Annotated in this window: 20 protein-coding genes; 13 read left to right on the top strand and 7 right to left on the bottom strand. The window is 52.6% G+C overall.

The window, feature by feature from the left end:
• Window positions 1-60 precede the first annotated feature (60 nt).
• From P771_RS0107190 to P771_RS16820, 3 genes are all read left to right on the top strand, one after another.
• Window positions 61-1,035 (top strand): arsenic resistance protein, encoded by a 975-nt coding sequence (locus P771_RS0107190; RefSeq protein WP_028574616.1) that lies wholly within the window; start codon window positions 61-63, stop codon window positions 1,033-1,035.
• Window positions 1,036-1,329: 294 nt separating this feature from the next.
• Entirely contained in the window at window positions 1,330-1,761 is a 432-nt protein-coding gene (locus P771_RS16825) for a PspC domain-containing protein (RefSeq protein ID WP_035244007.1), read from the top strand.
• A 12-nt stretch (window positions 1,762-1,773) separates the two neighbouring features.
• Window positions 1,774-2,319: a methyltransferase domain-containing protein gene (locus P771_RS16820; protein ID WP_051617180.1), complete on the top strand. Its 546-nt coding sequence runs from the start codon at window positions 1,774-1,776 to the stop codon at window positions 2,317-2,319.
• Between the two features lie 16 nt (window positions 2,320-2,335).
• On the opposite strand, the gene P771_RS0107170 is transcribed toward P771_RS16820, so the two are convergent.
• Genes P771_RS0107170 through P771_RS0107140 form a run of 7 tightly spaced genes read right to left on the bottom strand, consistent with a single transcriptional unit; the run spans window position 2,336 to window position 8,646 of the window.
• Window positions 2,336-2,962, bottom strand: coding sequence for an ABC-type transport auxiliary lipoprotein family protein (locus tag P771_RS0107170; RefSeq protein ID WP_028574614.1), 627 nt, complete (start codon window positions 2,960-2,962; stop codon window positions 2,336-2,338).
• Window positions 2,959-4,083, bottom strand: coding sequence for an MlaD family protein (locus P771_RS0107165; RefSeq protein WP_028574613.1), 1,125 nt, complete (start codon window positions 4,081-4,083; stop codon window positions 2,959-2,961). The genes P771_RS0107170 and P771_RS0107165 overlap by 4 nt, the downstream gene beginning before the upstream one ends.
• On the bottom strand, window positions 4,080-4,868 hold the full coding sequence (locus P771_RS0107160) for an ABC transporter ATP-binding protein (RefSeq protein WP_028574612.1): 789 nt from the start codon (window positions 4,866-4,868) through the stop codon (window positions 4,080-4,082). Before P771_RS0107160 ends, P771_RS0107165 begins: the two co-directional genes overlap by 4 nt.
• Window positions 4,869-4,871: 3 nt before the next feature.
• Window positions 4,872-6,023 carry an MlaE family lipid ABC transporter permease subunit gene (locus P771_RS0107155; protein WP_244147304.1) on the bottom strand — a complete coding sequence of 384 codons (1,152 nt, stop codon included), beginning with the start codon at window positions 6,021-6,023 and terminating at the stop codon, window positions 4,872-4,874.
• Window positions 6,020-7,036, bottom strand: a complete 1,017-nt coding sequence (locus P771_RS0107150) for a glycosyltransferase family 9 protein (RefSeq protein ID WP_028574610.1) — start codon at window positions 7,034-7,036, stop codon at window positions 6,020-6,022. The genes P771_RS0107155 and P771_RS0107150 overlap by 4 nt, the downstream gene beginning before the upstream one ends.
• The gene (locus P771_RS0107145; RefSeq protein ID WP_028574609.1) at window positions 7,029-8,057 is read right to left on the bottom strand and encodes a glycosyltransferase family 9 protein; all 1,029 of its coding nucleotides are present in this window, start codon (window positions 8,055-8,057) and stop codon (window positions 7,029-7,031) included. The genes P771_RS0107150 and P771_RS0107145 overlap by 8 nt, the downstream gene beginning before the upstream one ends.
• 1 nt (window position 8,058) lies before the next feature.
• The gene (locus P771_RS0107140) at window positions 8,059-8,646 is read right to left on the bottom strand and encodes a D-glycero-alpha-D-manno-heptose-1,7-bisphosphate 7-phosphatase (protein WP_028574608.1); all 588 of its coding nucleotides are present in this window, start codon (window positions 8,644-8,646) and stop codon (window positions 8,059-8,061) included.
• Between the two features lie 93 nt (window positions 8,647-8,739).
• On the opposite strand from P771_RS0107140, the gene P771_RS0107135 reads away from it, so the two are divergent.
• From P771_RS0107135 to guaA, 10 genes are all read left to right on the top strand, one after another.
• Window positions 8,740-9,774, top strand: coding sequence for a hemolysin family protein (locus P771_RS0107135; protein WP_028574607.1), 1,035 nt, complete (start codon window positions 8,740-8,742; stop codon window positions 9,772-9,774).
• Between the two features lie 120 nt (window positions 9,775-9,894).
• Window positions 9,895-10,356 (top strand): cytochrome c maturation protein CcmE, encoded by a 462-nt coding sequence (locus tag P771_RS16815; RefSeq protein ID WP_051617179.1) that lies wholly within the window; start codon window positions 9,895-9,897, stop codon window positions 10,354-10,356.
• A gap of 196 nt (window positions 10,357-10,552) precedes the next feature.
• The gene (locus P771_RS0107120; RefSeq protein WP_028574606.1) at window positions 10,553-12,463 is read left to right on the top strand and encodes a heme lyase CcmF/NrfE family subunit; all 1,911 of its coding nucleotides are present in this window, start codon (window positions 10,553-10,555) and stop codon (window positions 12,461-12,463) included.
• Window positions 12,464-12,605: 142 nt separating this feature from the next.
• The gene (locus tag P771_RS0107115) at window positions 12,606-13,292 is read left to right on the top strand and encodes an ABC transporter ATP-binding protein (RefSeq protein WP_150112150.1); all 687 of its coding nucleotides are present in this window, start codon (window positions 12,606-12,608) and stop codon (window positions 13,290-13,292) included.
• Complete coding sequence (locus P771_RS0107110; protein ID WP_028574604.1) at window positions 13,285-13,956, top strand: heme exporter protein CcmB; 672 nt, start codon at window positions 13,285-13,287, stop codon at window positions 13,954-13,956. Before P771_RS0107115 ends, P771_RS0107110 begins: the two co-directional genes overlap by 8 nt.
• Window positions 13,957-14,063: 107 nt before the next feature.
• Entirely contained in the window at window positions 14,064-14,744 is a 681-nt protein-coding gene (gene ccsA / locus P771_RS0107105; RefSeq protein WP_051617178.1) for a cytochrome c biogenesis protein CcsA, read from the top strand.
• An 8-nt stretch (window positions 14,745-14,752) separates the two neighbouring features.
• Window positions 14,753-14,884 (top strand): CcmD family protein, encoded by a 132-nt coding sequence (locus tag P771_RS18675; protein ID WP_084301733.1) that lies wholly within the window; start codon window positions 14,753-14,755, stop codon window positions 14,882-14,884.
• A complete protein-coding gene (locus tag P771_RS0107095; RefSeq protein WP_028574602.1) occupies window positions 14,874-15,467 on the top strand; it encodes a tetratricopeptide repeat protein in 594 nt (197 codons plus the stop codon). Before P771_RS18675 ends, P771_RS0107095 begins: the two co-directional genes overlap by 11 nt.
• 124 nt (window positions 15,468-15,591) lie before the next feature.
• Complete coding sequence (guaB, locus tag P771_RS0107090) at window positions 15,592-17,049, top strand: IMP dehydrogenase (RefSeq protein ID WP_028574601.1); 1,458 nt, start codon at window positions 15,592-15,594, stop codon at window positions 17,047-17,049.
• Window positions 17,050-17,064: 15 nt separating this feature from the next.
• Complete coding sequence (guaA, locus tag P771_RS0107085) at window positions 17,065-18,615, top strand: glutamine-hydrolyzing GMP synthase (protein WP_028574600.1); 1,551 nt, start codon at window positions 17,065-17,067, stop codon at window positions 18,613-18,615.
• Window position 18,616 lies beyond the last annotated feature (1 nt).

Below are 18,616 nucleotides of genomic sequence, written 5' to 3'. Positions count from 1 at the left end.
TGCCATAAGACTTGATTTTTCACACAAAGATGATCCTGTGATCAGGGCGGGTCTTTTTCCATGACCATTCAAACCCTTGAGAAGTTCCAGATATTGGTTTACCTGGCTGCCATCAGCTGCGGCTTGATGACCGGATCAGCCCTGTCTCATCCCCCTGATGGGCTGGAAGTTATTCTCTGGCCTCTTCTGGGTCTGCTCCTGTATTCCACCTTTACCCAGGTACCTCTGGCAGGTTTGGGTCCGGCCCTGTCCAATACCCCCTTTCTCCGGGCTGCTGTGCTGGGCAATTTTGTGGTGCTCCCCTTGATCGTCTGGGGGCTGATGCAGTTTCTGCCCGGTGATCCAGCCATCCGGCTTGGTGTACTGCTGGTGCTTCTGGTTCCCTGCACAGACTGGTTCATCACTTTCACCCACCTGGGCCGGGGAGATGCAAGGTATGCCATTGCTTTTTCTCCAGTGAGCCTGGTGCTGCAGCTTGTTCTGCTCCCGGTTTACCTCTGGCTTTTCCTTGGCCAGACCTTTACCCTGGCCCTGGTCAGACAGGAAATGCTTGTGGCCTTTGGCGGCCTGATCATCCTGCCTTTGCTTGGGGCTTTTTTAACGGAAAAATGGGTGGAGAAAAAACCAAGCCGCTGCTCAGTCCTTGAAGTGCTGGCCTGGTTTCCAGTGCCCCTGCTGGCCTTGGTACTCTTTGTCATTGCAGCTGCCCAGGTCAACCTGATCACTGGATCCATGGATGTCCTGGGGCAGCTGCTGAAGATCTATACCCTGTTTTTACTGATTGCCGGTCTTAGTGCCCGCTGCCTGGCCCGGCTGTTCAGGTTGCCTGCATCTCAGGGCCGGGTCCTGGCCTTCAGCCTGGGAACGCGGAATTCTTTTGTAGTCTTGCCCCTGGCTCTGGCCCTGCCCCAGTCTTTTGAGCTGGCAGTGGTTGCCATTGTTTTCCAGTCCCTGGTTGAGCTTCTGGGCATGGTCTTTTATTTGTGGTGGATTCCCCAAAGGCTGTTTCCAGAACCGGGGGGTGCAGCAAAATAAATGGCCTCAGCAAAACAGGCTGTTAATCCTGAAAAAGTCCTCCAGGGTGGCGGTAACAGATGCCAGGACCCGGCTGCTCCGGGCAAAGCTGTTTTTTACCGGAATTTGGATTTGATAAAACTTGTCCAGCCCGGTAGATTAAAGAGCCCGGCCGATTCTGCCCCCTGGCCCGGCACGGCTGAAGAAGGCAGGGCCCCAGTCTTAAGGGTTTTGATTAAGACAAGCAGCCGGCCAGGCCATTCTTCTGCCCGGGACTGCTGATCTCCATATGAACAACCAACTGATGGAAGAGCCATGAAAAATTACTATCGACTCCAGGACGAAGCCCTGGTGGCCGGGGTAACAGCCGGAATTGCGGAAAAAAAAGGCATAGGCAGGGTGGGACTGCGGATATCCTTTTTTCTGATCTTTGTCCTGATCAATCTCATTCCAGGCACTGGCATGGGTATCTCCATGCTGCCTCTGCTGGTCTATGTGGTGGCCTGGATGCTTTTCCCGGCCAGGGGCCATGATCTGACCGACAAGGAGCTGGAAAAAAAGATTGAAAGCAGAAAAGCCTTTTACAACTACTCCATGCTGGGGGTGACTGCCAATCTGGTCCCGCTCATCGGCATGGGGCTGTTCTATCAGGACCAGTTTCTGCTCCTGCTTTTTACAGTGCCTACCTTTATCCTGCTTTTGCCGGCCACGGTTTTTATTATCTATGGAATCATCAGAGCCGGATAGGAGTAAAATGCGGTGAGCCATGATCATCCGGCCCGCTACCTGGCCGAACATCTTGACCTTGTCCTGGAGACCGCTTCTGGCGGGCCTGTCCTGGACCTGGCCTGCGGGTCCGGGCGAAACGGCCTGTATCTGGCTGAACAGGGTCTTGAAGTCCATTTCTGGGACAGGGACCGGCAGGGTCTGGAACAGATCCGGGCCAAGGCTGTAAAAGAACATTATCATGTGAAGCTCAGGCAGGTGGATCTTGAGGATGGGTCCGGCAGTCTGCTCCCGGTTGAATTTTTCCGGGCGGTTCTGGTGTTCAGATATCTGTACAGACCGCTGATCCGGCAGATCAAAGGGTCAGTCATTCCCGGCGGTCTGGTGGTGTATGAGACCTTTACAGCCTGGCAGGCCAAGGTGGGTAAACCCAAAAATCCGGATTTTCTCCTTCAGGAAAACGAACTGGTGGAATTTTTTCAGGACTGGGACATCCTGGACTGTTATCAAGGCAGACTGGATGATCCAGAAAGATACATGGCCGGGCTGGTGGCCAGAAAGCCTGTAAAATATTCCTGAATCACCGGGCTGGAGCCTATAACTCCTCCCTGGCCAGCTTTATGGCCATATCTTCTTCCACAAGGGTCAGGATGTGGTTCAGGGCCTTGTTCAGCCCGTTGATCAGCTGCACCGGTTCCCGGGTGGTCAGCTGGGTTTCTTTCCTGTACTGCTTATGAAATACAATTTCATATTCCACCCCTTTAAATTCAAGCACCAGAAAGCTGATGTCCAGCACAGCCCTGGGCTGATGCTGATCAGTGTAGTCAGCATAAAGGGCATTGATTGCTCCCTCCAGGACCAGGTCGGTATCCAGGTGGCTGGATACTGGAACCACTGAGGCAAACAGGCCGGAATCCCTGAACCAGGACTTGACCGAATCGGTAATCATGGGTCCGGGCAGGACAAAATAGTGGTTGTAAAAATCAGAATGGACCCTGTTCCGGGGGGTCCTGTAGATGATTTCCTTGCCCTGATAAATGGGGGATACCGAAAAGATCCTTACAGTTAAAGGCCTGTTTACCAGCCGGTCCTGAGCTGGAAGCTGACGCTGGGTTTCAACCAGGAAGTTGTTTCTTTCAAAGCCCGGCTTTTTGGGAGCGCAGGAGGCAAGCAGGAGCAGGGCTGCACAGACCATGGCTGCGGAAATGAGATTTTTTTTCATCTTGGATCACTCTCCAACGGCTTATCGCCGAAAAGGAAGTAGGAAGGATATCTTCTGGCATCGGTGGTCAGGTCCATCAGGTTTCTGGTGGTGACTTCCATGTCTCTCAGGATGGCCTCGATCTTCTGGTTCTGGCTGGCCATCAGGGAATGGGCCCTCCGGGTCATGCGGTTGAACCCGGCTGAACCCTGATGCATGGCATCAGCCGCTTCCCTGATACTCTGCATGGTCCGGGGCAGGTCTTCTGTTGCCTGGCTCAGATTGGCAATGGTCTGGAAGAGCTGATCCAGGGTTCCGTCTTCCTGGTCCATGCCCAGCCGTTCAAAGCCTTTTCTGATGTCGCCCATCACATGGCTGGTGTCGGACAGGATATTGTAGATATTTATATCCTGAGCCATTTGCTGGCTGGAGGGTCCAAGGATCCCGGAGATCCTCAAGTTGGTCTCTCTGAGTTCATCCATGAACAGGTTGGCCTGGGTAGTCATGTGGTCCAGATCCAGGGATTTGACTGTAGCGGTCAGGCTGACAATCAATTCATCCAGGTGATCCAGGGTTGACCTGAAATCCACCTGCTCCAGCTTGGCCATGGTGTTGCTCAGGGACTCAAAGGTCTCTTCCAGACGGGTAAAGGTCCCTGGGGCCGAAGGGACATAGGTGTTTTCCGGAGACCAGTTGATGGGCAGGGGGGGGTGACGGACCGGGTCCAGGTAATCGATCTCAATGTATGATGATCCGGTGATGCCCATGGGCAGCATCCTGACCCTGAGGCCTTTTTTGGCTTCCTGTTCCAGAAAGGTTTCAAGCTCTTCCGGGGTGACATCTCCGAATGCTTTAAGGGAAAGGCTGATTTCCAGGAGTACATAGCGCTTTTCAGTCAAAAGGGCTTCAGGGTATTTGATGTTGACAAAGCTGATGTGCTCAACATTGCCGATCTGGACTCCGCGCATTTTAACATGGGAACCCACGTCAATACCCTGGATGGACTCGTCCACATAAGTCTCAATTAGCACCCGTTCCCGCCAAATGGCTCCGGCTCCCAGAATGATCAGAAATCCCAGGACCAGGATCAGGCCGATGGTCACAAAAATGCCGATGGTGTAGTAGTTGGGGCTTGTTCTCATGACAGCTGATGGTTGGAAGTTTCCCGGTTAAAAGGTTCGCGACTCAAAAAGGCCCGGACCCATGGATCAGGAGAATTGTCTTTAAGGTCTTCAGGTCGACCCTGGGCCACAGCTGTTTTGCGTTTTTTGTCCAGAATGATCATCCGGTCAGCTATCTTGAAAATGCTGCTCAGTTCATGGGTGACAATGACAAAGGTTATCTTCAGGCTGTGGGCCAGGCTCAGGATGAGTTCGTCCAGTTCAAGGGAAGTGATGGGGTCAAGTCCGGCAGAAGGCTCGTCCAGGAACAAAATGCCCGGATCCAGGGCCATGGCCCTGGCAATGGCCGCCCGTTTCTGCATGCCCCCGCTGAGTTCAGAAGGCATATGATTTTCAAATCCTGTAAGCCCCACCTGGTGCAGTTTTATCCTGCAGACCAGGTCCATGGCCTCCCTGGACAGGTCCGTGAATTCCTCCAGAGGCAGGCGGACATTCTCCAGCAGGGTCATGGAGCCAAAAAGGGCACCGCTTTGATAACTGATGCCGATTTTCTGAAGAATCTCCATTTTTCCTGATTCAGTGCTGCTGGTCAAGTCCTGGTTCTGGATGAGTATTTTTCCGGCCTGAGCCGTGTACAGGCCGATCATATGCTTTAAAAGAGTACTTTTCCCACTGCCGGAGTCACCCAGAATGACAAATATCTCCCCTGAAAAGACCTCAAAATTCAGGTTCTGCATCAGGACCCTGTTTCCAAAGCCCATGGTCAGGCCCTGCACGGAAATGACCGGTCTATTGTCTTCAGCCATGGTCTAAATACCCAGCAGGTAAAAAGTTACAGCAAATATTCCGTCAGTGACTGCAATGAGCACAATGCCGCTGACCACTGCACTGGTGGTGGAAAGCCCCACAGCACTGGCCCCGGTGGTGGTCTGAAGACCTCGGACGCAACCGATCCAGGCCACCAGCAGGCTGAAGACCAGGGCCTTGAACATGCCTCCGGCCAGGTCAGTCATGGTCAGGGACATGGTCACCTGGCTGATGTATGTTGTCAGGGGATAGCCCAGGGAGACCATGACAATGGCCCCGCCGATCAGACTGAAAAGAATGAAGAAAATCGTCAGCAAGGGCATGACCAGCATGGTGGCCAGCATCCTGGGAACCACCAGGAACCTGGTGGGATTCAGGCCCATGGTCCTGAGGGCGCTGATTTCCTCGTTGATTTTCATGGTCCCGATCTCCGCAGCAAAGGATGATCCGGTTCTGCCGGCCAGAATGATGGCAGTGACCAGCGGGCCCAGCTCCCGGACCATGGACAGTCCCAGGAGCCTGGCCACGAATATTTCTGCTCCGAACATTTTCAGGGGCATGGCTGACTGAAAAGAAATGATCAGGCCCATGAGAAAACCGATCAGGGTGATAATGAAAACAGCCTTGGCGCCAACATTTTCAATGTGCAGCAATACGTCTTTCCAGCGGACAGTACCTGGTCTGGCAAGGCTGTAAGTCAGGGCGGACACGAACTGACCAACAAATGTGAAAAATTCCCGGATATCGTGGCCCAGTTTGACTGTGGCTTTGCCAAGTTCTTCCAGGAGCGATCTTTTGGCGGCCAGGGGCCGTTCCAGGCAGTCAAAGCAGGAAAGCTGGTCAAACATTTCCCTGAAGTCCTGGCGCAGTCCAAAGATCTTTGCTTTTTTGCCTTTCTGTTCCATGGACCGGGAAAAGTGAAGTAAAAAGGCCTGGCCGGACATATCCAGGTAATCCACCTGGCCTGCGTCCACATCCAGCCCGGAGAAATCTTTTTGGCCCAGGTGCTGATCAGTTTCTTTCCACAGCCTGGAGGCAGTTCTGATGTTGAGGTTGCCCCTGATGGTCAGCCTGAGGAAGCCTTCAGGAGACTCTTCAAAGAACCACTCAAGTTCTTGGGCTCTGGTTTCAGGAAAAGATCCAGCCGGCATCATGAAACCTGCTTATTGGAATCCATGCCATTTATCAAGCAGGCCTGGACCACCTGCTGGGGCTCAAGAAGCTCCATGCACCGGTTGCGGCATTGGCCCATGACTTGTCCGTGCAGAGAACAGGGCCGGCACTTCAGGTCTGCCTCCAGGACCAGATCCCTGGAACCGGAAGGAAAAAACCCCCACTCTCTGCTGGTGGGTCCGAAAAGGGCTACAACCGGGGTATCCACAGCTGTGGCCAGGTGCATGGGTCCGGAATCACCAGTAACCAGGCAGACGCACCGAGCAATGACCGCCCCTGTCTGTCTGATGGAGGTCTTATTGGTCAGATCCCTGGGGTGATCAGGGAACAGGGGGTTTGGGTCCTGACCGATGACGATCCAGTCCAGATTGTTTTTTTCCAGAAGGACAGTCAGTTCCTGCCATCTGCTCCGGGGCCAGGTCTTGGCCTGGTGGGTGGCGTAAGGGTGAAGACAGACAAGTGGGTTGCCAGGTTCAAGAAAAGACAGGGTAGTAGCTGCCTCTTTCTGTTCCTCTGGGCTGAGAAAGATCCTGGGGATGAGGCTGGCTTTGTCCGGTGCCTCCTGGTTCATGGAAATAGCGTAACGCTGGGGAATATTGAGGCTAACCAGCCTGTTTTTAAAGACATCCAGGCCGGTCAGGGCAAAAAAACGCCTGGACAGGCTGAATTTGGGATAGGTCTTTACCTGGCCTTGCCAGATCCGCTTGAGAAAAAAGGTCCTCAGATTTACATGCAGATCCACCAGGTCTTTTCCCGGGTGGGTCCGGACCAGGCTGGAACAGAATTTTTGCCAGCCCTGCCAGGTCAGGTCTTCCAGATTTACCGGGATGACCTCCTGCACTGCAGGGTGATTAAGGAATATATCACCAAAACAGGACCTAGTCACCACATGAAACATCAGTCCTTGCTCTTTGCCTGCAAAGGCAAGGACACCGGTGGTCAGAAGAACATCACCCAAAGATCCCAGCCGGACAATGACACAGGATTCAGCCATGAATCATTTCCTTTATGTATTTCATCACGGTTTCCGGGGTTATGTCCAGCATGCATCTGTGGTGCCCTTCCGGGCAGTGCCGGTGTCCGTGCAGTCCGCAGGGCCGGCAGGGCAGTCCGGACTCCAGCACCACAGAGTCCTTGCCCCTGGGAAAGAAGCCCAGTTCCCTGGTGGTTGGGCCGAACAAGGCGATAACCGGGGTTTTTCTGGTCCAGGCCAGGTGCATGGGGCCGGAATCATTGGTCAGATAGCAGTCCAGGCGGTCGATATAAGCAGCTAGGTCAGGAAGGTTCAGCCGGCCGGCCAGATTAAGGACATGATCCTTTTTCCGGCTGAGGTTGAGGATGTTCTGAACCACCTTTTCTTCACCAGGACCGGCAAAAATAAGGACCCGGACTCCGGGCAGGGTGGAGGTCAGGTCCACAATCCTGGCAAAATGGGCCTCAGGCCACTGCTTGGTGGGCCAGGTGGACCCGGGATGGATGCCAAGGGTCCTGCCGGAAATATTGGAAGACCAGAATTGTTCAGCTTTGTTCATGGAACTTTTGTCCAGAACAAGGTCGGGCCAGGTCTGGATGCTGTCCGGCTTTAAGGGCCTGAGCAGCTCAAGGACTCTTTCGATTTCATCAAGCCGGGTGAACCGTCTGTCCACCCTGGTTGGGTAGGCAAAGACATTGGGCCAGGGACTTGAATATCCAATCCGGGCTTTGATCCTGGAAAGAACCGCGATCATAGCGCTTCTAAAGCTGGCATGGGGCGAAATCCAGAGGTCCAGGTCCATTTTCCGGATCTTGCGGGCTGTCCTGAACAGACCGGAAAGCCCCTGGTCAGCACCGTATTTGTCAAATTCTATGGTCTGAAACCTGGTATCCGGTTCAAACAGCCGGCCCAGTCCTTTGCGGACAAAAAAGAACAGTCTGGCCTGGGGGCAGGCATTGTTCAGGGTCTGAAGCAGAGGAAGGGTCAGAACGGCATCGCCCAGAAAAGCGGTTTGCCAGACCCCGATTTTATTGAAGGGCAAATCAGAGCTCCTTTTGGATCCAGTTCCAGGCAGCAAAAAGATCCTGAGCTACCAGCAGGGGAGTTTTCTGTATGGTTCCGGCTTCAAACCATTTTCCGGGCCTGGATTCAAGGCCCATCTTCTCAAGGGTTGCCGGTCCATACCCGGTCAGGACCAGTATTGCAGCCCTGAATCCGCACCTGCCGGCAAAAAGCAGGTCAGAGAGCTTGTCTCCGATCATGATGCTTTCACTGGCCTTTAACTGGAATTTTTCCCTGAGGTCCACCCACATTCCCGGGCCAGGCTTACGGCAGGCGCAGCCATCATCCGGTGAATGGGGACAGAATGCAGAACCGGTCAGGCTGATACTGTTATCTGCCAGCAGGTGTTCAAGGTATTCATGGACCCTGGAGTACTGGTCCAGGGTAAAGTATTGACGGCCGATGCCGCTCTGGTTGGTGACCATAAAGAGTTTGAGCTGGTTTCTGGTCATTTCCTGCATGGCCCGGACCGCACCCGGGATGAACCGGATTTTTTCCGGGTCCTTAAGATAGTGCATGTCCTGGATAAAGGTCCCGTCTCGGTCCAAAAAAATATTTCTGATCTTCAATAAAAAACCCCTGGTTAAACAGTCAACATCCAGATCAGTCCATAATCTTTATGCTTGCGGGGCGTCAATCCTTCTGCTAGCAGTTAAAAGCTTATGTGGGAGCTGATCATTGCTTTCTCCCTTGCGGTGATAATTTCGGCTTTCTGTTCCATTGCCGAGGCCGCCCTTTACTCCGTACCCTGGAGTTATATCGAGAGATTAAAAAAAGAGAATCGCAAAAGCGGGAGGGTCTTGTACGCCCTGCGGACCAGAATCGACCAGCCTATTGCCGCCATCCTCACCCTGAATACCATTGCCAACACAGCTGGCGCAGCCATAGCCGGTGCTGCTGCTGCCCATGTCTTTGGTGCCCAGAATCTTGTCTATTTCACTATTGTCTTTACCCTGACCATACTTATATTTTCTGAAATAATTCCCAAGACCCTGGGGGTACTCTACAACCGGCGTGTGGCAACTGTCCTGGCCGAGCCCTTAAGGATGCTGGTCTGGGTCTTTGGTCCCATCATTTTTGTATGCCGAAAGATCGTGGGCCTGATTGAAAAGAGAAAGCATTCACCAGGCACATCTGAAGAAGATCTGCTGGCCATGATCAGCATCACCAGGAAATCAGGCATCATCAAGCCATACGAAGAGATGTCCATCCAGAATATTTTGTCCCTGGACAAAAAGATGGTCAAGGACATCATGACTCCCAGGATGGTGGTTTTTTCCTTGCCCAGCCAGATGACAGTGTCCCAGGCCAAGGAATACAAGACCTTCTGGCCCCACAGCCGGATACCGGTTTATGAAAACGGTGATCCAGAAGAGATTGTGGGCATAATATACCGCAGGGAGGTCCTGGAGGCCCTGGCCAACGACCAGGACGACCTCAGGCTGGAAAAACTCATGAAACCGGTCAATTTTGTTGTAGAAACCATGAGCCTTGACCGGCTGTTGATCAGATTTCTTGAATCCAGAATCCATCTGTTCATGGTCCTGGATGAATACGGAGGAATATCCGGACTGGTCACCCTGGAAGACGTGCTGGAAGAGATCCTGGGCAAGGAGATCGTGGATGAAACCGACGAGGTGGTGGACATGCGCGAGCTGGCCAGGCAAAGGAGGAACAGGCTGGTCCGCCAGAAATGAAGTTGCTGTCAAAAATTAACTATTGAACAATGAATGGATTAGGATTATTTCATAAAAAGAGCAGGCCAGAACCTATTGTTTTAAAGCCTGCCCAGTGTATAAACTATCAGGGGGATTTAAATGTCCGGTAAAAAGAACTCCAGGCTCATGTATGTTGTGGCCTTTGTGCTTATTTTTTCCGGAGTGGGTTATCTGATGGCCACCAGTATTGCCAGGAACAGCACCTATTTTCTGGAGGTGTCCGAAGCCCTGGCCATGGACACCTCCAGCCTTGAAAGGGCCAGGCTGTTCGGTACTGTGGGCGGGTCCGGCCTGGAGCGGGATCAGGATGCTCTGGGGGTAACTTTCAACCTTCAGGACAAGGAAGATCAGTCCAAAGTTATCAGGGTCCGGTATACCGGTGCTATTCCGGATTTGTTTGCTCCGGGAGCTGAGGTCATTGTGGAAGGCGGAATGAATCCTGAACAGAATATGTTCATGGCCTCGACTCTTATGACCAAGTGTGCTTCCAAGTACGAATCCCAGGATTCCTACGGGGGTGAACATCCTGATCAGATTCCGTATCAGAACGGGGCCTACTAAAGGAATGATTTGTCAAGGCAGCCTGGCTTTGCCTGGCAGGGATGCTTTATGGCTTCAATCCTTTTTCAGAAAGAATAACAACCTGATTGAGGGGCCTGACCAGGTGAGACCCTGGTTCAACTGGATAGACATGCTCAAGGATGGACCTGGATCCATCCTTTTTTATTAATTTTTTGATTTAGAACGGGATAATGCAATGCAATATATCGGTTTCTTCACTCTGCTTGTTTCCCTTTTGATCTACGTTGTTCTTGGCCTGGCTTTTTTCTGGGAGGCCTTAAGGTCCGGCGGCAGTGACCGGATGAAGAGTGTGGCCTGGATGGAAAAGGGCCATGTGGCCTGCTTTGTGATCCTGACCCTGTCCTCCCTGATACTGCTGCAGGCCTTGTGGATGAAGGATTATTCCTTTTCATATGTCTACCGATATACAGATGATTTCCTTCCCCAGGTCTACAGGCTGTCGGCTTTCTGGGCCGGACAGGCCGGGTCCATGCTCTTCTGGCTCTGGGTCATGGCTGTTATGGGGCTTGTCTGGATCTATTCACCGGTTTACAGGGGCCTGCCAGAAAAGACCAAGGGCTATTTCTGGGGATTCTTTTTCATGGTCCAGGCTTTTTTCCTGCTCATGCTCACCGGGCCGAGCAATCCCTTTCTGATCCTGGACCCGGCCCCGGTGTCCGGACGCGGACTCAATCCCCTGCTCCAGAACGTGGGCATGATCTTTCATCCGCCCATGACCTTTTTAGGCTATGCCGGATTTACCATCCCGGCCTGTCTGGCCCTGGCTGGATGGGTTACAGGTGATCAAAGGTCCTGGCTGTTCCAGACCCGGAACTGGGTGCTGTTTGCCTGGATCATGCTGACTGGCGGCGGCATTCTTCTGGGTGGATGGTGGGCCTATATGGAACTTGGATGGGGCGGTTATTGGGCCTGGGATCCTGTGGAAAACGCGTCTCTTATCCCCTGGCTGGTGAGTACAGCTTTTCTGCATACTGCCATGATCGGCAAGCAGCGAAACACTCTGCACCGTTCCAACCTCATCCTCATCTGTTTGAGCCTGATTACCTGTTTCTTTGCCACCTTCCTGGTCAGGAGCAATGTGATTGACTCCCTGCATACCTTTGGAGGGACCGGGGTGGGTTTGCCTCTGATGATTCTGATTCTGGTCTCTCTGGTCTTCACCTTTTTTGTGGCCCTGACCGGAAAGGGAGACAGGAGTGCAGTGGACAGCTTCTGGAGCAAGCAGGGAATGATGATTGTCACAGTCTGGCTGCTGCTGGCCCTGGCCATCATCGTGGCCATGGGCACCATGTGGCCGGTTATTTCCAGGCTGTGGACAGCCAGTCCCCTGGGCCTGGGGCCTGATTTCTACAACCGGGTCTGCCTGCCTCTTTTTACCTTTATGGCAGTTATACTCTGCGTGTGCCCCTGGTTTAAATGGAGAGACGGGATCAAGGATAAAAACAGTTTTTTCATTGTCTGTCTGGTTTTTATATTCACCATGGTGGGTTTGTGGATAGGCGGCATAAGACTTCTGCTGCCCCTGGCTGCAGCAGCCAGTGGTGTGGCTGGAATGTTTTCCATGCTGCTGTATATCCTGTTGACTCCCCAGGTCAGAAAGAAAAGGGTCGGGTGGGGAGTGTATCTTTTGCATCTCGGAATTGCCATGATTGTATTCGGGGTGGCCTTTTCAGGACCATACCAGGACAGCAGGGAAATGGTTATGCCCAAAGGGGAGAGGGTAGGTTTCAACCAGTTTGATTTTCATTATGTGGAGTTTGAAGAAATAATCACCCCGGGACTGGCCATATACGAAGCCCGGATCAATGTTTACAAAGGCGATGAAAGGCTTGGAACCCTGACTCCCCAGCGAAAGCTCTACAGAAATTTTGACTCTCCCTATGCTGAAGTTTCTGTAATTCCTTCCCTGGGTAATGAGATTTATTCAACCATCCTGGCCTTTGATCAGGAAAAGACCATCACGGTCAAGTTGAACATAACCCCCCTGGTCAACTGGATCTGGATCGGCAGCTTCATGGTCTGCCTGGCCGGGTTTGCAATAATGGGCCGGGTCAGGGTCAGGAAAGTTGAAGATATGGATGAATAGTTATTTCCTGGCCGGCCACGGACCAGGTCTTTAATCAGGGTCTTTGCTTTCTGGCTTCCGGGTCATCCAGATACCGGTCAGGGTTGCGAAGCAGGGAATGGACTGGGATAATCTATAGAGAGCGCCTCTATTGTGCCGTAATATGCAGGACAATACATTTAAAGATCAGCTGGTGCTCAGACTGGACCGGGTCACTCATTTTTTTGATCAGCGTCTGGTATTCAAGAATGTCAGTCTTGAAGTCAGGGCCGGGAGTGTGACCCTTGTGGCCGGACCCAATGGAGCCGGCAAGACCACACTCATGAGCATCATGTCTGGATTGGTGCAGCCATCAAGCGGGCTGGTCAAGCATGGCGTGGCCAGGGAAAAGGTCGGATTTATCGGGCATAACACCTTTATTTATCCAGGTCTGACCGCCCTTGACAACCTCAGGTTCTGGGCAGGGATCTATGCGCTCCCCCTTTCCCAGGATCAGCTCATTGAACTTCTGGACAGTGTTGGCCTTAAAGCCTTTGTCCATGAAAAGGCCGGCAGGTTTTCCAGAGGAATGTCTCAACGGCTGAGTCTGGCCAGGGTGCTTATGCTGGACCCGGAACTCATGCTTTTGGATGAGCCGGGGACCGGCCTGGATACCGGCTCCAGAGAGCTTTTACGGTCCAGGATCGCCCAGGCTGTTCAGGATCAGGCAGCTGTGGTCTGGATAAGCCATACCCTGGAAGAAGACCTGGATTTGACTGACACGGTCCTGTATCTGGACAATAAGCAAGCTGCATTTTACGGATCAGCCAGGGAATTCAGATCCTGGAACCGGGGTACGGGCCTTGAGTAGGGGGTTTCTGAGCATAACCGGCAAGGATCTGAAACTGATCTTTTCAGACGGAACCGGCATTATCCAGCCAGTCCTGCTCGGTCTGATCCTGGTATTTGTTTTCAGCCTGTCCACCCCGGTGGGAGAGGAAGTTCCAGCCCAGGCCGGAGCATCGATCTTCTGGCTGGCCACCAGTTTTGCCCTGGTGCTTGTTTTCAATACCCTGTACTCCCTTGAAGAAGCCAATCAGGCCAGGGTGGGGCTTTTGATTTCCCCCCTGCCCCTGCAGTATATCTGGTTGAGCAAGGCCTGTTCGGGGTTTGTCCTGCTTGTGCTGGCCCAAATGATTTTTTTGCCGGCCATAATGGTTTTTCTGGGACAGGACCTGGCTGATATCTGGTCCCTGGCCGGAACCATCCTGCTGGTGGACTGGGGACTGGTTGCGGTTGGTTCTCTTCTGGGTGCTGTTTCCCAGGGGCATTCATCCAGAGATTCTCTTTTGAGCGTGGTAATTTTTCCCTTGCTCATTCCTTTGCTTCTGGCCGGAATCAGGCTGGGAGCATGCTTCATGGGAGGAGGAGCAGAAGAAAACCTGGCTGGATGGATTGGGATTGCCTTTGCGTTCGGGGCAGTGTTTTCAGGAGCTGCCATGATCCTTTTTCCCTTTGTGTACAGTGAATATTGACCATTGACCTGTGAGGCCGGATACTTACTGATAAAACCATCTTCCAGTTACCTTGAACCGGGCCTGAGTGCCCTTTCAACAGGCTGGCGAGGATAGGCTTGAACTACATGCTTAACAGATCCCTGACACAGGAAATTATCCCCATCCTGGCGGTGGCAGCCGGGCTGGGACTGGTTGGAGCTCAGTATTTCATCTGGGTGTATGCGCCGGTTGAGGCGACCATGGGGCTGCTCCAGAAAATATTCTACTTTCACCTGCCTCTGGCCTGGTGGGGACTGCTCTGTTTTTTTCTGGTATTTTGCGCCAGCGCAGGCTTTCTCATCACCAGAAATCCTTCTTTTGACCGTCTGGCCCTGGCCGGGGCCGAGCTGGGACTGCTGTATGCAACCCTGGCCCTGGTTACAGGTTCCATCTGGGCCAGGGCAGCCTGGAATACATGGTGGACCTGGGATCCCCGTCTTTCCACCACCCTGGTTATGTGGTTCATTTATGCCGGTTACCTGGTCCTCAGGAAATCCATGGATAACCCTGGAAAAATGCGGGCTGTGTCAGCGGTACTGGGCATTGTGGCATTTTTGAATGTTCCTCTGGTTTTTCTTTCGGCCAGGATGTGGAGAAGCATCCATCCTGCTGTATTTGGATCCAGGGGAGGAGGGCTTGAGCCGGAAATGATGACCACGGTTCTGGTGTGTATTACTGCCTGGGGCTTGCTGACCCTGACCTTTATCCTTTATCGGTTCAGACAGCTGGAAATCAGGGACCGGATCAGAAATCTTTTTATCTATTAGAGGACATCATGACTTATCTAATCATCAGTAACGCCGCAGTGTGGATCGGTATCAGCGGTTATCTGTTTTATCTGGCAACCATACAAAAAAGGCTTGACCTCAAGGTCAGGCAACTGGAGATCAGTTCGGATGAGCAATAGTTTTATTTCACCCTCAGCAATGCAGAAAACCGTGGCTTTTATGGCCATTCTCAGCCTGGTGGCCATATTTTCCACTTCGTTATGGTCCAGGGTCCAGGACCCGTCGATCATAGTTGAAACCAGGACCGGACCCCAGAGTCAGGATCAGGCCATGATGGCGGAAATTACAGCCCTCATGGCTGAAGTGGACCGGAATCCTGAAAATGTCCAAGCCCTCAAGGAGCTGGCCCATTTTTTCATGCTTATGGAAGCCTGGGACAGGGCCTATGCCTTCTGGAACAGAATTCTGGCCTTGGAGCCGGAAAATGATCTGGCTCTTAATCAGGCCGGTTTCAGCCTGTTTCAGCTGGAACGTTATCCAGAGGCGGTAGAACTTTTTGAAAGCCTTCTGGAAATTGATCCCGGCAACTATCGCAGCCATTTTAACCTGGCCATCATCTTCAAATACTATCTTGATGACCAGCAGCGGGCTGTTGACCATTTTAAGAGTATCCTGGACATCAACCCTGATGATGAGCAGCTTCTGAACAGGGTCAATGCTGAACTTGCAGGCTCGGAATCAAGCACTGAAAACCAGCCCTGATCATTTGCCTCCGGCTGGCAATGTCGGAATTGCCGGTTTGACAGATGCCTGAATTTGCAGGTATCATTTTGTGTTTATACAGTGTTTGTCAGAATATTTTTTAGCCTAGGAAACGGAGGGCAAAATGGATAAGATTTGGGGTCAGGGTCTGACCTTTGACGATGTATTGCTGATGCCGGATTATTCAGAGGTCCTGCCCGACCAGGTTGATCTCATGACCATGCTCACCCCGGAAATTCCTTTGAACATTCCTCTTTTGAGTGCAGCCATGGACACCGTGACCGAGGCCAGAATGGCCATATCCATGGCCAGAGCCGGCGGTGTGGGGGTCATCCATAAAAATATGAGTATTGACCGCCAGAGACTTGAGGTGGAAAAAGTTAAAAAATCCGAGAGCGGGATGATTGTTGATCCCATCACGGTCAACCCGGATGACAGCGTGGATCACGTCCTGACCCTGATGTCAGAGTACAGGATATCCGGGCTGCCAGTGGTAGATAAGGGTGAGCTTGTAGGTATTGTCACCAACCGAGATGTCAGGTTTGTCCACGACCTGACCACCAGGGTCAAGGAAGTCATGACCAGCGCAAACCTGGTCACGGTTCCTGTGGGCACAACCCTTACCGAGGCCAAGCATATTCTGCAGAAGAACAAAATCGAGAAACTTCTGGTAGTTGAAGAGGGCAACCGTCTCAAAGGGCTCATCACCATCAAGGATATTGAAAAAATTAAAAAATACCCCAATGCCTGCAAGGATGAAATGGGCAGACTCAGGGTCGGGGCTGCTGTAGGGGTCGGCAGCGATAAAGAGGCCAGAGTCGAGGCCCTGTTAAAGGTCGGGGCGGATTTCATCGTTCTGGACTCGGCCCATGGTCATTCCAGAAATATCATCAAATCGGTCAGGGAGATCAGGACTTCTTTTCCCAAATGCCAGCTTATTGCCGGAAATGTGGCCACTTATGAAGGGGCCAGGGCCCTGGTCGATGCCGGGGCAGACACGGTCAAAGTGGGAATAGGGCCGGGATCCATCTGCACCACCAGGATCGTGGCCGGGGTCGGTGTGCCCCAGATCACTGCCATCATGGAGTCTTCCCGGGCCTGCCGGGAAAAGGACCGATGCGTAGTGGCCGACGGGGGGGTCAAGTTTTCAGGTGATGTTGTCAAGGCCATTGTTGCCGGGGCTGATTCGGTAATGATGGGCAGCATGCTGGCTGGAACCGAGGAGAGCCCGGGTGAAACCATCCTTTACCAGGGCCGGACCTACAAGATTTACAGAGGTATGGGCTCCATCGACGCCATGAAGGAGGGCAGCTGCGACCGCTATTTCCAGGACAAGAGCAACAAGCTGGTTCCTGAAGGCATTGTTGGCCGGGTCCCGTTCAAGGGGCAGGTGGGTGAAACCATATACCAGCTGGTGGGTGGACTGAGATCGGGTATGGGCTACGTTGGCTGTGCTGACATCAAAGAGCTCAAGACCAAGGCCAGGTTTTTGAGGATGACTGCAGCTGGATACAAGGAAAGTCACGTCCATGACGTGATCATAACCAAGGAAGCCCCTAATTACCGTATTGAAAACTATTAACAGGCAGGTCATCACATGCAGGTGCAAAGCAAAGTCATTATTATTGATTTCGGTTCCCAGTATACCCAGCTCATAGCCAGGAGGATCAGGGAGGCCGGGGTTTATTCCGAGATCCATCCGTGCACCATCAGCCTGGATGAACTTAAAACAATTAAGCCTTCAGCCCTGGTCTTATCCGGGGGACCGGCCAGTGTCGGCTCCAGTGATTCTCCGGGTATTGATCCGGAAGTGTTTGATCTTGGCCTGCCGGTTCTGGGCATCTGCTACGGGATGCAGCTCATTGCCCATACCTTTTCCGGAACAGTGGAACCTTCCATCAACCGGGAGTACGGACGTTCAACCCTTGAATTCGCCTGTCAGTGTCCCCTGTGGGACAGCCTGCAGGACAAGGAAAATCTTACGGTCTGGATGTCCCACGGGGATACAGTGCTTGCTCCCCCCCCTGGGTTTGATGTCCTGGCCAGGACTGCCAGTGTTGAAATCGCGGCCATAGGCAATCCGGAAAAAAAGATTTATGCTGTCCAGTTCCACCCTGAGGTGGCCCACACCGAGGAAGGCTTCCGGATTCTGCACAACTTTCTGTTCAAGATAGCAGGGCTCAAGCCGGACTGGTCCATGAGTTCCTTCATTGACAGTGCCATTGATTCCATGCGTCAGACCATCGGAGATGAAGGCCAGGTGGTCTGCGGGCTGAGCGGTGGCATTGACTCAACTGTAGTTGCTATTCTTCTGCATAAGGCCATTGGCAAAAGACTGCATTGCATTCTGGTGGACAACGGAGTCCTGAGACATGGAGAAGGTGAAGAGGTGGTTGAGACCCTTAAGGAACATTTTGATCTCAACCTCAAGTATGTCCAGGCTCAGGACCGCTTCCTGAGCAAGTTAAAGGGCGTGGAAGACCCGGAAAAGAAAAGAAAAATCATCGGGCACACCTTTATCGAGGTCTTTGACGAAGAGGCCAGGGCCATCCCAGGCGTCCAGTGGCTGGCTCAGGGAACACTGTATCCAGACGTAATTGAGAGCGTTTCCTTTAAAGGGCCTTCTGCTGTTATCAAAAGCCATCATAATGTGGGAGGTCTGCCGGAAAAGATGAATCTCAAGCTTGTGGAGCCGCTGCGGGAGCTGTTCAAGGATGAGGTTCGCAAGGTGGCGGTGGAGCTGGGCATCCCTGACGTCTTTGTCTGGCGGCACCCCTTTCCCGGGCCCGGGCTGGCCATAAGGATCATCGGCGAGGTTACTCCAGAGCGTCTGGATATCCTGCGCAAGGCTGATCGTATCGTACAAAACGAGCTTCAGGCCTCGGACTGGTACAGGAAGGTCTGGCAGGGTTTTGCAGTTCTGCTTCCTCTGAAGACAGTGGGGGTCATGGGCGATGAAAGGACATATGAAAATGTTATTGCCTTGCGTATAGTGGACAGTGTCGATGCCATGACTGCCGACTGGAGCCGGGTTCCATCGGAAATACTGGCTGGAATCTCCAACAGGATCATCAATGAAGTTAAAGGGGTAAACAGGGTGGTCCTGGATATTTCCTCCAAGCCGCCCAGCACCATAGAGTGGGAATAAT

This window comes from Desulfonatronovibrio hydrogenovorans DSM 9292, from assembly GCF_000686525.1.
GTDB lineage: Bacteria > Desulfobacterota > Desulfovibrionia > Desulfovibrionales > Desulfonatronovibrionaceae > Desulfonatronovibrio > Desulfonatronovibrio hydrogenovorans.
This window is presented reverse-complemented; position numbering and strand designations above follow the sequence as displayed.

What these genes read in the sequence shown, in the direction of transcription:
- P771_RS0107190 (WP_028574616.1), top strand. Translation starts at nt 61, where the DNA reads ATGACCATTCAAACCCTTGAGAAGTTCCAGATATTGGTTTACCTGGCT.
- P771_RS16825 (WP_035244007.1), top strand. Translation starts at nt 1,330, where the DNA reads ATGAAAAATTACTATCGACTCCAGGACGAAGCCCTGGTGGCCGGGGTA.
- P771_RS0107170 (WP_028574614.1), bottom strand. Translation starts at nt 2,962, where the DNA reads ATGAAAAAAAATCTCATTTCCGCAGCCATGGTCTGTGCAGCCCTGCTC.
- P771_RS0107165 (WP_028574613.1), bottom strand. Translation starts at nt 4,083, where the DNA reads ATGAGAACAAGCCCCAACTACTACACCATCGGCATTTTTGTGACCATC.
- P771_RS0107160 (WP_028574612.1), bottom strand. Translation starts at nt 4,868, where the DNA reads ATGGCTGAAGACAATAGACCGGTCATTTCCGTGCAGGGCCTGACCATG.
- P771_RS0107155 (WP_244147304.1), bottom strand. Translation starts at nt 6,023, where the DNA reads ATGATGCCGGCTGGATCTTTTCCTGAAACCAGAGCCCAAGAACTTGAG.
- P771_RS0107150 (WP_028574610.1), bottom strand. Translation starts at nt 7,036, where the DNA reads ATGGCTGAATCCTGTGTCATTGTCCGGCTGGGATCTTTGGGTGATGTT.
- P771_RS0107135 (WP_028574607.1), top strand. Translation starts at nt 8,740, where the DNA reads ATGTGGGAGCTGATCATTGCTTTCTCCCTTGCGGTGATAATTTCGGCT.
- P771_RS16815 (WP_051617179.1), top strand. Translation starts at nt 9,895, where the DNA reads ATGTCCGGTAAAAAGAACTCCAGGCTCATGTATGTTGTGGCCTTTGTG.
- P771_RS0107120 (WP_028574606.1), top strand. Translation starts at nt 10,553, where the DNA reads ATGCAATATATCGGTTTCTTCACTCTGCTTGTTTCCCTTTTGATCTAC.
- P771_RS0107115 (WP_150112150.1), top strand. Translation starts at nt 12,606, where the DNA reads ATGCAGGACAATACATTTAAAGATCAGCTGGTGCTCAGACTGGACCGG.
- ccsA (WP_051617178.1), top strand. Translation starts at nt 14,064, where the DNA reads ATGCTTAACAGATCCCTGACACAGGAAATTATCCCCATCCTGGCGGTG.
- P771_RS18675 (WP_084301733.1), top strand. Translation starts at nt 14,753, where the DNA reads ATGACTTATCTAATCATCAGTAACGCCGCAGTGTGGATCGGTATCAGC.
- P771_RS0107095 (WP_028574602.1), top strand. Translation starts at nt 14,874, where the DNA reads ATGAGCAATAGTTTTATTTCACCCTCAGCAATGCAGAAAACCGTGGCT.
- guaB (WP_028574601.1), top strand. Translation starts at nt 15,592, where the DNA reads ATGGATAAGATTTGGGGTCAGGGTCTGACCTTTGACGATGTATTGCTG.
- guaA (WP_028574600.1), top strand. Translation starts at nt 17,065, where the DNA reads ATGCAGGTGCAAAGCAAAGTCATTATTATTGATTTCGGTTCCCAGTAT.